Raw genomic sequence first — 14,898 nt, 5'->3', positions numbered from 1 at the left:
TGCTTACCTTAGCTTTAGTGTTGCTAAACCTAGCAACACTAAAAACAGTGAAATAATCCAGAAACGCACAATCACTCGTGGTTCCGGCCAGCCTTTCAACTCATAGTGATGATGGATCGGTGCCATTCTGAAAATGCGTTGTCCCCTTAGCTTGTAGGAGCCTACCTGCAAAATGACCGACACAGTTTCCATCACAAAGACCCCACCCATGATCACCAATAGGATCTCTTGACGCACCAATACTGCAATCGTCCCTAACGCTGCCCCTAAAGACAACGAGCCCACATCCCCCATAAATACTTGAGCGGGATAAGTGTTAAACCACAAAAAGCCGAGCCCTGCGCCCACTATTGCGGTACACACAATCACTAGCTCACCCGAACCGGGCAAATAGGGAATATGCAGATAATTTGAAAATTGAACATGACCAGAGAGATAGGCGATCAATGCAAATGCGGCAGCCACCATGACGGTTGGCATGATAGCTAAGCCATCTAGTCCGTCCGTTAGGTTGACTGCGTTGCTTGAACCCACAATAGTAAAATACGCCAGTACGATATAAAACACGCCCAATTGCGGCATCACATCTTTAAAGAAAGGTACCACGAGCTGGGTTTCACCAGGATCTTGCGCCGAGGCAAAGAGATAAAAAGCAATCGCCAATGCTGCCAAGGATTGCAGAATATACTTCCAGCGCGCGATAAGCCCCTTTGTGTCTTTGCGCACAACTTTACGATAATCATCAATAAAGCCAATTAAGCCAAATGCCGCTAGAACAAATAGCATCACCCACACATAGCGGCTACCTAGGTCTCCCCAAAGCAGCACACTGATAAACACCCCAGCTAAAATCAGCAAGCCACCCATAGTCGGCGTGCCGCGTTTGCTAAAATGTGATTCTGGGCCGTCATTGCGCACCACTTGACCTATCTGCAATAGTTGCAGACGCTCTATCATTTTCGGGCCCCACCAAAGGCTAAATACCATCGCGGTAAGTAGGCCAAGAATGGCACGAAAAGTCACATATGAAAAAACGTTAAACCCACTATAAAATTGGGTTAAATACTCCGCCAGGTAAACCAGCATTAAAACAACTCCTTGCGCTCAAAAGCAGCAATTAAGGCCTCTACCACCCGCTCCATTTTCGCGCTGCGTGAACCTTTGACTAACACAGTAATGCTTCCATCTAACTGGTTAAAATAATTAACTAAATCGATTACCAATTCATTGATATCAGTAAAATGACGTCCCGAAAAAGCCTCACTGCTATGTCGGCTTAGTTCTCCCAAAGAGAACAACGCATCGATCCCCTGCAACTTTGCCTTTTCGCCCAGTTGCTGATGTAAAAGGGACGCATTGTCACCTAATTCGCCTAAATCGCCCAGCACTAAACAGCGATTTCCTTCAATTTCTTGAAGCCAGTCAATTGCAGCCCCTACAGAAGCGGGATTCGCGTTGTAGCTGTCATCAATCAACAAAATGCGTCCCAATTGAGTCGGTACCATTCTGCCTTTGACTGGCGCGAGTAATTTCAAGCCGTTAGCAATATTTGTAAGGGACAAGCCCAACGCAAGACAGATTGCAGTCGCCGCAAGCGCATTACTCACTTGGTGACGACCCGCAAGCGGAAGATGAACCTGCTCAACGTGCGTTTGGTAACTTAACTCAAACTGATAACGCCCCGTCACATCCGCTTGCAATGCTGTCGCGACAACATCAGCTTGTTTGCCTGAGGCCGAAAAACTAATTTGTGGGTACGCCGCTGCAGCTTGGCGCATCACCTCGACAAAATCATCATCGGCATTAATGACAGCAGTACCGCCATCGGCAAGATGATTGAAGATTTCTGACTTAGCCTTAGCCACTCCCGCTAATGAACCAAAACCCTCAAGATGAGCAGAAGCCACGTTATTAACCATAGCGACGTCGGGCTTAACCAGTTCAGAGGTATAATCGATTTCACCAATGTGATTAGCCCCCAACTCGAACACACCAATTTCATGTTGTGGTTCGAGGCGCAATAAGGTCAGAGGTACGCCAATCTCATTGTTAAAATTGCCTGCGGTATAAAGCACTTGGTGATCTTGAGACAAAATGGTCGCCACCATCTCTTTGACGCTGGTTTTGCCATTCGATCCCGTCAGAGCCACAGACTTAGGAGCAATACGCTGCTTGATGTATGCCCCAATTAATCCCATGGCTTTCTGACTATTCGTCACCACTAGCTGTGGAAGATTCAGCGGTAACTCACGTTCTACCAACATTGCCGATGCACCGTTTTCCAATGCGGTTTGTGCAAAATCATGGCCGTCGAACCGCTCCCCTTTAAGGGCGACAAATAGTGTTTTGTTATCGACGACTCGGCTGTCACTCGATACCTTTTCTATCGTTAGGTCATTACCCACTAACTGGGCACCTAACTGCTCCGCGAGCGTCGACAAACTTAGCGGGATCATCGTGTTCTCCCTGATATCTCGAGCGCTAAAGCTCGTTCATCATAGTCGAGACGCTGGCCGTTGATCTCTTGGTAGGTCTCATGCCCTTTACCTGCAAGCAAAATAAGATCGCCAGGCTCAGCCAAAGCAACCACTTGTTCAATGGCCTGCTGACGACTGACCTGTGTCAATGCTAAATCAGGTGCCTGCAGACCAGCGACCACATCACTGATAATTTGCTCAGGAGATTCGCTACGGGCATTATCGCTAGTGATCATTAAACGATTGGCATGTGCTTCGGCAGCCTGGGCCATCAATGGGCGCTTACCTTTGTCTCTATCGCCACCACATCCAAATAGACACCACAGTTGGCCAGCGCAATGACCTCGCAATGCCTTTAATGCTTGTTCAATGGCGTCGGGAGTATGCGCATAATCAACCACCAGTGTCACATCATCTTCACAGGTAAAGCGTTCCATACGCCCAGCTACTGGTGTCAACGCTGACACATGTGCAAGTAGCGAACTCATTGAATACCCGCAAAGATATAGCGCTCCCAACGCCGCGACTAAATTAGACAGATTAAACACGCCTAATAGCGGTGAATCCAACTTAGCTTGCCCTTCTGGCCACACTAAGGTAGCGCTTACCCCTTGACTGTGTTGTGTTACCTCAGTGGTATAAATCGCGGCTTCTGAATGCCCTTGCACACTAAAGCCCACCAGCCCTTTACAACGTTTGTCGTGTAGCCACTGCAAACCCAGTGGATCGTCTAAATTAATTAAGCCATTTGAAAGAGAACTAAAACGAAACAGACGCTGCTTAGCGGCGCCATAAGCATCCATGGTGCCATGAAAGTCTAGGTGATCCCGACTCAGGTTAGTGAATACCGCCACATCGAAGGGCACTGCTTCTATACGCCCCTGTGCCAACCCATGGCTTGACACTTCCAGCGCGCACACTTTGGCACCTTGACTGTTATATTCTGTCAGCTGACGCATAACAGTAATGGGATCGGCGGTGGTATTACCGCTATCGACTAACTCTCCCCATAAGCCATTGCCTAAGGTGCCCATCACCGCACTTTTCTGATGCATCAGCTCACTTAACTGCGCAATAAGTTGTGTAACCGACGTTTTCCCGTTAGTTCCGGTCACCCCTATCAACTTCATTCTCTCTCGACCTAAGCTATAAAGCTGTGATGCCAAGGCTGACAATTGACGCTGCAGTTGGAAGAAATAAATCTGTAGGCCGCCCTCATGACTCACTTTGCCATGCTCTTGCGGATCATCAGTATGGATTAACGCCGCCACCGCACCTTGTGCAAAAGCGGAAGCGACAAAACGACGCCCATCAACTTGAAAACCTGGCACGGCAACAAAAACGCTATTAACGCCCACTTCCCTACTATCTAAGCTCAAATGAGTCATCGACTCAGGTCCGGCATAATGGAACCAAGGTGCGAGAAGATCACTAATCAGCATCACTCTCCCCTCCTAACATTGCCAGCAAGTTTCACTTTTTCACGAGCACTAATCGGCTCAACATTTAACATTTGCAACGCCCCTGACATCACTTTTGCAAATACCGGTGCCGCAACATCGCCACCGTAATATCTATCACCTTTAGGTTCATTGATCACAACCACCATCGCCAGCCTTGGGTTATGCACTGGGGCGACACCGGCAAATAGTGCCACATAATCCTCGCCATACCCCCCAGCAACAGCTTTACGTGCCGTGCCGGTTTTACCCGCGACAGGGTAACCATCAATGTGTGCTTTTTTAGCCGTGCCGCCGGGTTCAGTGACACCGATCAGCATCTCCATCACCTCTTGTGCCACCTTTGGAGAGATGACTTGTTCGCCTTCGGGTTGATGTTTTAACTTCAATATGGACGCAGGATAGAGCACGCCACCGCTGCCTAACATGGCGTACATTCTGGCTATCTGCAGTGGTGTAACCGTAAGTGCATAACCAAAAGAGAGCGTTGCACGCTCAAAATCAGACCAGCGACGCCTGTCATGGATAAGACCTGCACTTTCGCCTGGAAGGTCAATCCCCGAGTAGCTGCCAAGCCCCATTGCTTGGTAATAACCCAGCAGTTCCTGCACTGGCATTGAAAGCGCGATTTGCGTCATGCCCACGTTGCTCGAATGCACTAACACGTCGCCTAAGCTCATATCACCATAGTTGCGACCGTCGCGAACAATTTTGCCACCAATACGAATGCGACCAGGATGGGTTTTAAAGATCTGATTTTCTTTAATCGTGCCAGCCTCGAGCGCCGCTGCAACCACGAAAGGTTTAATGGTTGAACCGGGCTCATAGGCATCGGTTAACGCGCGATTTCGCATACGATAACTTTGCAAGTTTTCGCGGGAATTGGGGTTATATGATGGTGTATTCGCCATCGCCAACACTTCACCAGTGTGCACATCTAGCACCACAATCGACGCCGATGTGGCTTGGTTTATCTCTGTGGCACGCTTAATTTCACGGTAGGCAAGCTGTTGAATGCGCTGATCAATACTCAATACTAAGTCATTTGAGCTTTCACCAGTTTGCACCATATCTAAGCGTTCTACGACATGACCATCGCGAGACTTACGTACTTTCTGCTTAGACGGAGTGCCCGTAAGCCAATTGTTATAGGTGTTTTCAATACCTTCGATACCCACGTCATCGATATTGGTCAACCCGACTAACTGAGCAGAGATTTCGCTCGTAGGATAGTAGCGGCGCGACTCAGATTTAAGATAAACACCAGGTAATTTGAGCTGCTTTATATAGTTAGCTACGGCAGGAGTGACCTGGCGCTTAAGATAGGTAAAGCGTTTCTTAGGGTTAGATTGTACCCGCGCTAAGATCTCATCTTTAGGTTCGTGCAACACATCGGCTAGCGCCTGCCAACGTCGCATATCAGTAAAACCATTTTTGTCATGCACCACTTTGGGGTCGGCATAAACCGCTTTAACTGGCACACTAACCGCTAGCATTTCACCATTGCGGTCGGTGATTAGGCCACGATGCACTTCTCTGCTCGTGGTACGCAGAGTACGCATATCACTTTCGTGACGTAACTTTTCAGGTTCTATGATCTGAATGTAGGCAGCACGACCAACCAAGCTGGTAAACAGCACACACACAAAAGCCACCACGACGTATAAACGCCAGTGGAACAATTGTGGTTTTTGCTTACGCTTAGCCTGCTTATTCACGGTACTCTTACCACCACTTCTTCGTTGGGCAGCGGTCTGCTCATATTTAACTCTTTGGTTGCAATACGCGTCACTCTGCTATGTTCCGACTGCGACTGCTCTTCGAGTAACAGATTACGCCATTCGATATCTAAACGGTCGCGCTCCTGTAACAACTGGTCCCATTGGCTCGTATATTTACGACTGGTATGACTGGTGTAAACCACCAGCACCGCATTAGCTAATACCACAAACGCCAATAACAGCACCCACTTGTGGTGCCAAAGGTCCAGTAAAACAATTCGGGTTAGGTTAAGATGTGATTTACTCACTAGCGCTTCCCCTACCTCAATATCTTGTTATTAAATTAATAATCTAAACGCTCTGCGACACGTAATACTGAGCTTCTTGCTCTGGCATTACGCTCTATCTCTTCTGCTGAAGGTTTCGTTGCCTTACCCACAGCTTTGAGCAATCTGGTTTTATTGATCTCCGCTTCGGTGATCGGTAACCCATGAGGGACCGACTCCCCTTGGCTATGACGACGGATAAAACGTTTCACCATACGATCTTCTAGGGAGTGAAAGCTGATCACCGATAGTCGTCCTTGCGGCGCTAAGACGGTCAAAGCACCTTCAAGAGCTTGATCTATCTGTTCTAACTCACTATTGATATAGATACGGATGGCCTGAAAAACGCGCGTTGCTGGATGCTTATTCCGCTCTTTGCTTTTGGTGATACGCGCGATTAAGTCGGCTAGCTCCTTGGTGCGCAAGAAAGGGGTAGCCTCTCTGTCTGCGGCGATACAGCGTGCAATATGGCGGGCATTCTTCTCTTCACCATAGGTTTTAAATACCCATGCCATATCTTCAATTTCAGCGCGAGCAATCCACTGCGCAGCAGTCTCTCCTTGAGAGTTATCCATACGCATATCTAACGGCCCATCGCGTAGGAAACTAAACCCACGCTCAGCATCATCTAACTGCGGAGACGACACACCAAAATCAAACAAGATACCGTCAATTTTTCCTTTAAGGCCAAGTTCTTCAACATACTGAGCCAACTGACCAAATCCACCATGAACAATAGAAAAACGCGGGTCGTCAGCAAACTGCGCCGCTGCAGCAATAGCTTGTGGGTCCCTGTCGATTGCAACCAAACGGCCATTGTCACCTAGGTGTTTTAATACTTCTCGAGAGTGACCACCGCGGCCAAAAGTGCCATCAATATAGATGCCATCTGGCTTAATGTTTAGCCCGGCTACGGTCTCATTTAATAGCACTGATAGGTGCGCAAATTCTTGGGTCATGACTCTCTTCTTACGTTTGTTGTTGGTCTCTTTATTACAAAGAGAAATCCGCTAGACGTTCACTGTTTGCAAAAGCATCACTCTGAATCGTTTCACGGCTAAGCTCGATCTGTTGCTGCCACGCAGCCTCATCCCACAGCTCAAATTTGTTTAATTGCCCTACTAACATTGCGTGCTTATCTAAATTGGCATATTGACGCAGCGGTGGTGGCAAAAGTAAGCGGCCATTTTTATCCAGCTCACACTCGTGGGCATAGCCTAATAACATGCGTTTCATTGCACGCTCTGTGGGTTGTGTATCTGACAACTTTAAAAGTTTGGCTTCTATCTCTTGCCAAGCTTGCAGCGGATATAGCAGTAGGCAGGATGACTCAAAATCAACGGTGATGACTAATTGACTATCAAATTCAACGTGCAAGGCTTCTCGGTATCGCTTTGGAATAGCGATCCGTCCTTTGGTATCAAGGTTAATAGCACTTGCCCCACGGAACACGTTAGTTCATCCTTGCCTTGGTTAAGAGATCCACAAATATCCACAATTTCCCACGAATGCTAAGTTTAGAGATAGTACGCAAGTATTGTCAAGGGATGAAACTATTTATAAATCCAGTATTCAAGCGGCTTAGGAGCCCATTTCTGAAAATTAATTAATGGGTCAACAAAAGGATAAATGTGGTGTTATTTGACAAATAAGCTGAAAAAACAAACAGAAATATGCTAGGAAATGTCACGCAGAGATCGTAAAGTGGATCCTAATCCCATATAAGGCACTCTTTAACCGATCATTTCATCTTTAACTGTCGCCCAGTCATATAGATCCGACGATGCCGGCAATTCAAAGGCCATTAGGGAACAAACCCAATAACCTCTATCAGATGACGCCACTAATATTAAATTATGTTAACCACTCACCAATCAATAATAATTAGAAAATCACACAAATGGTTGACACTGTTTGCCGCAGTGCAAATACTGCTTTGGCTGATTTCAGGCTTATATATGGTTATCATGGATATCGACTTCATTCGTGGTAAACATCTTACACACAAAGCCACATTGACGATTCCAACCGATAAAACACTGATCTCGATAGAGGAAGTACTTCGACACTTTCCTGGTGCTACTCGCGTTAACCTATACCCTAGTGCCAATGAACCTCGTTACCAAGTTGTCTTAGCAGACCGTGTCATCTTTATATCAGCTTATAATGGACAGCCAGTGCAACAAGTAACCCAAGCTGAAGCCGCGCTCATGGTAAACCAAGTCTTTAATGGCTCGACCAACGCAATGACTGCAAAGTTGGTGACCGAAAATGCCCCTAGCGAACTTAACCCACGTTTGCTGCCAGTATGGCAATTTTCCATCAACGACACAGTCAATACACGCCTCTATATTTCGGCGACTTCAGGCATGCTTGTTACCCAGCGTCACGATTATTGGCGTCTTTTCGACATTATGTGGATGCTACACATCATGGACTATGAGGACAGAGAGGATATTCATAATCCCTTACTTAGTCTGATGAGCCTGTTAGCATTGATGACGGTACTGACAGGGTTAGCACTCGTTTTTGTCGCCTTTGCCAACAAGCCATCGGAGCGATCATGATGTCGATGCAAATACTCCATCGCTGGCTAGCTGCGATTGTTGGCCTTCAACTGTTTATTTGGGTGGCGACGGGATTAGCGTTTAACCTTATCGATAGCCAACACCTTAACGGAAACCACTATCGACAAAAAATGACGGCTCCCCCTGTCGATACCGCCTCCGCGCTAGCTGAACCCTCGCAGCTCTTGCTGCAATTCCCCACGCAAACCGTTTCAGCCATCACACTCGACAACGTGCTCGGTAAAGCGCTATATCGCGTCACAAGTGATAAAGGAAAGTTCGGTTTTTGGGCCACGGATCTGTCACCAGTAAAACTAGAGCCCGACCAATTAAAACAATTGGCACTATCGAGCTATTCAGGCTCAGGGCAAGTCATCGCCATCGAATTAGCTAATGACGTCGCCGATAAATACGCGGCATCATCAGCGTTATACCGAGTCGATTTGCAAGATGAGCGCAACACCCATATCTATGTTGATGCAACAACCGCAGAGGTCGTAGCCCATGAGAATTGGGGTTCCAACCTAAAACAGCTGCTGTTTATGCTGCATTTCATGGATTACCTTCCCGACAACGGTGTCAGTTTTAACCACATAGCAATACGTATAGTAGCGACAATAGTCCTGCTGCTGGGTATCAGTGGTGCTATCTTGGTCATCAGGAAACTGAAGCATGGCCAATACCGAATCGGGCGTGCACACTCCGAGAACAACACTTTGATACTCCTCTCGCCCGATAATGAACCATTGGAAACGATAACTATCCATCATAGCGGAATGCTGGATGCTCTCAATCATCACAAGGAGCGTATTCGTACCAGCTGCGGCGGTGGTGGGCAATGCGGCATGTGCAGAGTCAAGTTTATCGACCACCCGCCACTAGCTACCGACCAAGATAGAAGCAAGCTCACTGACGACCAACTCAATGACGGCATTAGACTTAGCTGTCAACACCAGGCGATGGGGGGTTGTGTGTCATTCGTCAATGCCGCACAGCTACGCCACTATATAAAACTATCCTCTATACTGGACTAAATCTCAGCCTAAATTTTAGCCAGAGATAGCCGATATATAGAATAGGAGCTGCAAAGGTTGGGTAAAACAGGGAGATAAAATGGTTGGCTTAGATAGTCTATACGCCATGCTAGCGAGACCGGTAAGACAGGTCACACAGCGTAAGCGCATGGTGGAACAAACTGAACACATAGAAGGGGTGCACGCTGATAGCCATGAGGCACCTCAGTCTCAACTGCCCCCAAACCTAGAAAGACGTCACAATATCTTTGAAAGGCGGGAATCATCGCGCGGCGATCGACGTGGCCAATCAGCACGCGATGACGCAATGCTAAAGGCCGAGAAAGAGGCTCTGGAATCTCCATTGCCTCATATCGATATTGACGTCTAATGTCAGCCAACGCTTACCCGGTGACTTGTGCCACCGCGTTTTGCCAGCCTAAATAGAGTGACTCTCTTTGCTCATGGCTAATGGCTGGCTCAAAGCAACGGTCGATACCCGCTTTATGTTTCAATTCAGCCGTTGAGTGCCAAAAACCCACTGCAAGTCCCGCTAAAAACGCGGCCCCCATAGCTGTCGTCTCTGTGACGCTTGGACGCTGCACCTCTACATTGGTGATATCAGCTTGAAACTGCATCAGGAAATCATTGGCCACCGCGCCACCATCGACTTTAATTTGCTTCAATTGCACTCCACTGTCTTTGGTCATCGCGTCCAATAGATCTCGGCTTTGATACGCTATTGCTTCTAAGGCTGCACGAATGATGTGGTTACGATTAGCTCCTCGAGAGAGGCCCACTAATGCCCCACGCGCATTGGCATCCCAATAGGGGGCACCTAAACCAACAAAGGCGGGAACAAGATAAACCCCATTGCTATCAGCAACTTTAAGGGCAAAATACTCTGTATCTTGTGCATCTCGAATTAAGCCCAGTTCATCACGTAACCATTGAATCGTGGCGCCGCCCATAAAAACAGAGCCTTCAAGGGCATAGTTGACCTCACCTTTAGCACCAATAGCAATCGTGGTTAACAAGCCATGATTAGACTTAACCGCTTGAAGCCCAGTATTCATCAACAAGAAACAACCTGTACCGTAGGTGTTCTTTGCCATCCCTTCATCAATACACAACTGACCAAATAAGGCCGATTGTTGATCGCCTGCCATACCAGCCACGGCTATCTCACCACCTTCGCCGGCAATACGCGTATGACCATAAATAGCACATGAGGGCTTAACTTCTGGCAACATACAACGAGGGATATCTAACTCTTTAAGCAACACATCATCCCACGCTTGTTGATGAATATTAAATAGCATGGTCCGCGATGCATTGGTGGGGTCCGTCACATGTACCTTACCTTCTGTGAGTTTCCATACTAACCAAGTATCTATAGTGCCAAAGAGGAGCTCTCCCGCTTCTGCGCGCGCACGCGCGCCTTCAACATTGTCGAGAATCCAACGCACTTTAGTGCCAGAGAAATAAGGATCGAGCACCAAACCTGTATTGTCTTTAACATATTCCTCTAACCCGCGTGCCCTTAGTTCTTCACACAGATCACGACTACGACGGCACTGCCAAACAATGGCATTGTAAATAGGTTTACCTGTGACTTTGTCCCACACGACTGTGGTCTCTCTTTGATTGGTAATGCCAATGGCAGCCACTTCGTCACTATGGATCCCCGCCCGAGCAAGTGCCTCAATTAGCGTAGAACTTTGAGAAGCCCAAATCTCCATAGGATCATGTTCAACCCAACCCGCTTTAGGGTAGATTTGTGAGAATTCACGCTGAGAAACCGAAACGATATTTGCATCATGATCAAACACTATCGCCCGTGAACTGGTAGTGCCTTGATCGAGAGCGATGACATACTTTTTCTTCACGCTATAACTCCAACCGTTTATTGACGAATTTCAATTAACTTGCCCACCTCAGGTGGTGCAATATCATCGACGGGTGGTGTGAGTTCGACATCATCACAGGCATGCGCGGGCAGATACCAAAACTCGGCAATTTTACCGCCTTCAATTCTGAAGTTACCAATGCTACATTGGCTCAATAGTTCCCCTTCATTTAGCCAGGTGACTCGCTCCACTGTGCTGACAAAATGAGAAGAGTGAATCATAGATAGAATTGTGGCGTTAGCCTCGCCTAAGGTTTCAAAATAATCCGCCATTGCCGCGCCAAACTGTGCCTTACCAGCTGTTTCAACTTCTATTTTGGTGCCAGTGATATGCATCCAGCGTACATCATCAACCACATGTTGCAGCATCTGTTCGACACTATGTTGATTGTATGCCCCAATAAATGCCTCAACCACATCGGTGGTCTGGGGCGTATTAGCCACGGCAGCTAGCGGAAACACTGACAATCCTGCGGCAAGTAGTAAGGGTTTCATTTTGCACCTCTTATTTTAGCGTGTTTAATTGGGAAGATGGCACACAACGAGATGCAATGCATCGATACCATTTCCGCGTAAAAATTAAAGTTAATTCACTCGCGTCTGTTGCTCCGTCGAACTTAGTTTGGGTTCGAATTCAATACTGCCACCGACGGGCACACGAGCATTGCTCAAAACAAAGATTAACGACAGTGTTTTTGGAATTCAGCATAAACCCACAACAACCGCACGTTAATGCTCAGCAGACTCTAACAATAGATTGATAATCAGATGAATATAATCCGATGAAGTTCATATATCCAACAAATAATCTTACCGCCTTGAAAATGACAGCCCGAGGCACGCCTATCGCGCGAAATTTGCAAATACCGATAACATTAATAACGTACTCTATTAAGCATATGCTTTAATCACGCTCTGCAAGCTCATCCACAGGGGAGGAGTCATAGGCAAAAAAAAGGGCGCCACTAGGGCACCCTTTCTCCAACGTTCACCGATTAGAAACGGTAGTTAGCCTGCACACCAACTAGCATAATGTTACCGCTAGTTGTTCCCGTAAATGTGCCACCAAATGGCGCAGACGAGAGATCAGAACCAATGCCTGGACGAGGCTCAACAACAGGTGACTCATCAGCTAGGATATAGGTAAAACCAAAATCCAAATCTAACTGCTTGCTGTATTGATAGCCGTAACCCACACTCAGCCATAGGCGGTCCATCTCAGGGATGGTCAACGTACGGTTGGCATCAGATACCGCTGACTTGTCGTAGGCAATACCACCGCGCAACGTCGATTTTGCCGTTAAATCATAAGTCGTACCAACAGCGAAACGATAGCTGTCTTTCCAGTTTTCTTGCTTAACAAGTTGATCTGGGTTTGGCAGCGCTGGAATAACCGCTTCTAGTTTTTCGAATGAGCTCCAATCAGTCCAATTTACGCTGGCATGAATCGCTAACTTTTCAGTGATCTGATGGAAAGAGGCTAGCTCAGCCGTTGCAGGTAGAGATAACTCCATAGAACCCGCCATTTTCAGGTTGGGATCCCTAGGGTTAAAAGCTAAGCCATTCGCTTCACCTTCAAGGTTGAAATCCACTGCCGAACGATAGTTAATACCGATACGATTATTCGCATCTATCTGCCAGGCACCACCTAACTGCCAACCCCAAGCGGTATTGTCGCCTTCCATATATTTAAGGGTTGTGCCTTTAGGGATAGTAATACCACCCATTGACGGCGGTAGCGTGGTATCTGCAGAGCTCTTAGCGCCAATACTGCCTTCACCAAGTACAAAACGAATACCAGCACCAAGACTAAATTGCTCATTTATACGGTAAGCTACATTCGGGTTAATCTCTACAGTGGTTACAGAGGCTTCATTACCAAACTGAGTGCCACGGAAATTATCATCCAACTCAGTCGCCATACCAAAGTTACTGCCAATACCTAAACCTAAGAACCATTGTTCATCTAATTGATGAGACATGTAAAAATTAGGCACCACTGCATCATCTGCAATATCTTTAGCTGACGTCGCATTAACGCCATCAACGTAAGTGACTTCGCCGTCTATATCGATATTAGGCATCACTAAGATAGCACCCGCCGTCATCTGAGTACCCTGCAGGTAAGTTAACATCGCAGGGTTACGATTTTGTACTGCAGCATTATCAGCCATTGCGGCTTCACCCGCATAAGCACGGCCTAAACCTGTGGCAGAATATTCGGCTAACTGGAATCCGGCAGCGTTAACTTGGGATAGCGGTGCTGCGATAGCCGCAATAACGGCTAGAGATAAAATACGCTTGTTCATTGTGGCTCTCTTTTTGTTATCAACTAGACTTAGAGTTTTAACTCCAGTTCTTTATTGAGCCGCAGTCTACTTATACAGAGTATCTTTACAAGCAAATAAATTATTTCAGTGTTTTATGCTGGTCAAAGTACAATCAACCAGTGAAGAAATGGCAATACAAAGCCTTTTAAACAGGTGTCTTCACCTAAAAGTGTGATCTTGATTCGCTTTATAGATTTATAACAAAGCGTGGTGACAACCAAATAAACTTTAAAAACAACCACTAATGATTTTCAGATTGATATACACCTGTTAGCTACGTTAACACCTAAAACACCAGCACAAATCACTGGCTAACCACCAATTTGGCTTTAACAATCAGTAAATATCAGCTAAATCACCGTAAAAACACAGGTTTATCACTGCGGCAATGACCAAAAAAACAAAGCCAGTAGCGCAATTAAGTGCTACTGGCTACATTTTTTACATACCTAAGTACATCTGTACGCTAATTCATATAGGTCGTGTGTTACGCTCTCCAAGCGGGCAGATTAGACTCATAGGCGGCAATCGTGTCGTTGTAAGTTAGGCTGATACCAATCGCATCTAATCCATTAAGTAGATTATGTCTGGCCGATTCGGCAATCTGAAAACTAAAGTGAGTACCAGAAGGCGAGGTCACGGTTAGCGCTTGCAGATCCACTGTAATTTCAGCCCCTTCGGTGGCGCTAACTTCATCCATCAGTTGCTGCACTTCAGTCTCTTTTAATCTCACTGGTAGCAGGCCATTATTGATTGAGTTGCCATAAAAAATATCAGCAAAACTGGGGGCAATAATCACCTTCAAACCAAAATCAGCTAGCGCCCAAGGTGCATGTTCACGACTGGAACCACAGCCAAAGTTCTCTTGTGCGAGTAAGATAGAAGCACCAGCATATCGCGGTAAGTTCAGGCTAAACTCTGGGTTTGGCTCATCGCCCGCATCATCCAAGTAACGCCAATCATGAAAAAGGTGTACACCAAAGCCATCACGAGTCACTTTAGACAAAAACTGTTTAGGGATGATCTGGTCAGTATCGATATTGGCGCTATCGATAATCACAGCAACGCCAGTATGGGTAGTAAATGCTTGCATAA

14 protein-coding genes are annotated in these 14,898 nt (G+C 46.7%); 3 read left to right on the top strand and 11 right to left on the bottom strand.

Annotated elements, in window-relative coordinates; all coding sequences use genetic code 11:
- Positions 1-3: 3 nt before the first annotated feature.
- From mraY to mraZ, 7 genes are read right to left on the bottom strand one after another with little or no spacing between them, the layout of a single operon-like run.
- Complete coding sequence (gene mraY / locus BEL05_RS11490) at positions 4-1,086, bottom strand: phospho-N-acetylmuramoyl-pentapeptide-transferase (RefSeq protein WP_069671250.1); 1,083 nt, start codon at positions 1,084-1,086, stop codon at positions 4-6.
- Complete coding sequence (locus BEL05_RS11485) at positions 1,086-2,456, bottom strand: UDP-N-acetylmuramoyl-tripeptide--D-alanyl-D-alanine ligase (protein WP_069671249.1); 1,371 nt, start codon at positions 2,454-2,456, stop codon at positions 1,086-1,088. The genes mraY and BEL05_RS11485 overlap by 1 nt, the downstream gene beginning before the upstream one ends.
- Positions 2,453-3,922, bottom strand: coding sequence for a UDP-N-acetylmuramoyl-L-alanyl-D-glutamate--2,6-diaminopimelate ligase (gene murE, locus BEL05_RS11480; protein WP_069671248.1), 1,470 nt, complete (start codon positions 3,920-3,922; stop codon positions 2,453-2,455). Before murE ends, BEL05_RS11485 begins: the two co-directional genes overlap by 4 nt.
- Entirely contained in the window at positions 3,919-5,655 is a 1,737-nt protein-coding gene (locus BEL05_RS11475; protein ID WP_069671247.1) for a peptidoglycan D,D-transpeptidase FtsI family protein, read from the bottom strand. The genes murE and BEL05_RS11475 overlap by 4 nt, the downstream gene beginning before the upstream one ends.
- Positions 5,652-5,966 carry a cell division protein FtsL gene (gene ftsL, locus BEL05_RS11470; protein WP_028763066.1) on the bottom strand — a complete coding sequence of 105 codons (315 nt, stop codon included), beginning with the start codon at positions 5,964-5,966 and terminating at the stop codon, positions 5,652-5,654. The genes BEL05_RS11475 and ftsL overlap by 4 nt, the downstream gene beginning before the upstream one ends.
- A 35-nt stretch (positions 5,967-6,001) precedes the next feature.
- Positions 6,002-6,943 (bottom strand): 16S rRNA (cytosine(1402)-N(4))-methyltransferase RsmH, encoded by a 942-nt coding sequence (rsmH, locus tag BEL05_RS11465; RefSeq protein ID WP_028763065.1) that lies wholly within the window; start codon positions 6,941-6,943, stop codon positions 6,002-6,004.
- A 34-nt stretch (positions 6,944-6,977) separates the two neighbouring features.
- Positions 6,978-7,436, bottom strand: coding sequence for a division/cell wall cluster transcriptional repressor MraZ (gene mraZ, locus BEL05_RS11460; protein ID WP_028763064.1), 459 nt, complete (start codon positions 7,434-7,436; stop codon positions 6,978-6,980).
- Between the two features lie 452 nt (positions 7,437-7,888).
- Here mraZ and BEL05_RS11455 point away from each other — a divergent pair, with 452 nt between their 5' ends.
- The 3 genes from BEL05_RS11455 (at position 7,889) to BEL05_RS11445 (ending at position 9,955) form a co-directional block, all read left to right on the top strand.
- Entirely contained in the window at positions 7,889-8,551 is a 663-nt protein-coding gene (locus BEL05_RS11455; protein ID WP_083250341.1) for a hypothetical protein, read from the top strand.
- Positions 8,548-9,585, top strand: a complete 1,038-nt coding sequence (locus tag BEL05_RS11450) for a PepSY domain-containing protein (RefSeq protein WP_069671245.1) — start codon at positions 8,548-8,550, stop codon at positions 9,583-9,585. The genes BEL05_RS11455 and BEL05_RS11450 overlap by 4 nt, the downstream gene beginning before the upstream one ends.
- 79 nt (positions 9,586-9,664) lie before the next feature.
- Entirely contained in the window at positions 9,665-9,955 is a 291-nt protein-coding gene (locus BEL05_RS11445; RefSeq protein WP_028763062.1) for a hypothetical protein, read from the top strand.
- A 13-nt stretch (positions 9,956-9,968) separates the two neighbouring features.
- Here the strand turns inward: BEL05_RS11445 and glpK are convergent, their stop codons facing one another.
- The 4 genes from glpK to leuD all read right to left on the bottom strand — a co-directional run bounded on the left by glpK (position 9,969) and on the right by leuD (position 14,896).
- Positions 9,969-11,453, bottom strand: a complete 1,485-nt coding sequence (glpK, locus tag BEL05_RS11440) for a glycerol kinase GlpK (protein ID WP_069671244.1) — start codon at positions 11,451-11,453, stop codon at positions 9,969-9,971.
- 17 nt (positions 11,454-11,470) lie between these two features.
- Entirely contained in the window at positions 11,471-11,968 is a 498-nt protein-coding gene (locus tag BEL05_RS11435; RefSeq protein ID WP_069671243.1) for a nuclear transport factor 2 family protein, read from the bottom strand.
- A 500-nt stretch (positions 11,969-12,468) separates the two neighbouring features.
- Entirely contained in the window at positions 12,469-13,782 is a 1,314-nt protein-coding gene (locus BEL05_RS11430; protein WP_069671242.1) for an outer membrane protein transport protein, read from the bottom strand.
- Between the two features lie 508 nt (positions 13,783-14,290).
- Positions 14,291-14,896, bottom strand: coding sequence for a 3-isopropylmalate dehydratase small subunit (leuD, locus tag BEL05_RS11425; protein ID WP_069671241.1), 606 nt, complete (start codon positions 14,894-14,896; stop codon positions 14,291-14,293).
- Between the last annotated feature and the right edge of the window lie 2 nt (positions 14,897-14,898).

This window comes from Shewanella colwelliana (assembly GCF_001735525.1).
GTDB lineage: Bacteria > Pseudomonadota > Gammaproteobacteria > Enterobacterales > Shewanellaceae > Shewanella > Shewanella colwelliana.
The sequence above is the reverse complement of the archived record's forward strand: the minus strand, read 5'-3'. Positions and strand labels throughout refer to the sequence as shown.

Excerpts from the sequence above, each read along its gene's own strand:
- BEL05_RS11430 (WP_069671242.1), bottom strand. The coding sequence starts at position 13,782 with ATGAACAAGCGTATTTTATCTCTAGCCGTTATTGCGGCTATCGCAGCA.
- leuD (WP_069671241.1), bottom strand. The coding sequence starts at position 14,896 with ATGCAAGCATTTACTACCCATACTGGCGTTGCTGTGATTATCGATAGC.
- BEL05_RS11445 (WP_028763062.1), top strand. The coding sequence starts at position 9,665 with ATGGTTGGCTTAGATAGTCTATACGCCATGCTAGCGAGACCGGTAAGA.
- BEL05_RS11450 (WP_069671245.1), top strand. The coding sequence starts at position 8,548 with ATGATGTCGATGCAAATACTCCATCGCTGGCTAGCTGCGATTGTTGGC.
- rsmH (WP_028763065.1), bottom strand. The coding sequence starts at position 6,943 with ATGACCCAAGAATTTGCGCACCTATCAGTGCTATTAAATGAGACCGTA.
- BEL05_RS11485 (WP_069671249.1), bottom strand. The coding sequence starts at position 2,456 with ATGATCCCGCTAAGTTTGTCGACGCTCGCGGAGCAGTTAGGTGCCCAG.
- BEL05_RS11435 (WP_069671243.1), bottom strand. The coding sequence starts at position 11,968 with ATGAAACCCTTACTACTTGCCGCAGGATTGTCAGTGTTTCCGCTAGCT.
- mraY (WP_069671250.1), bottom strand. The coding sequence starts at position 1,086 with ATGCTGGTTTACCTGGCGGAGTATTTAACCCAATTTTATAGTGGGTTT.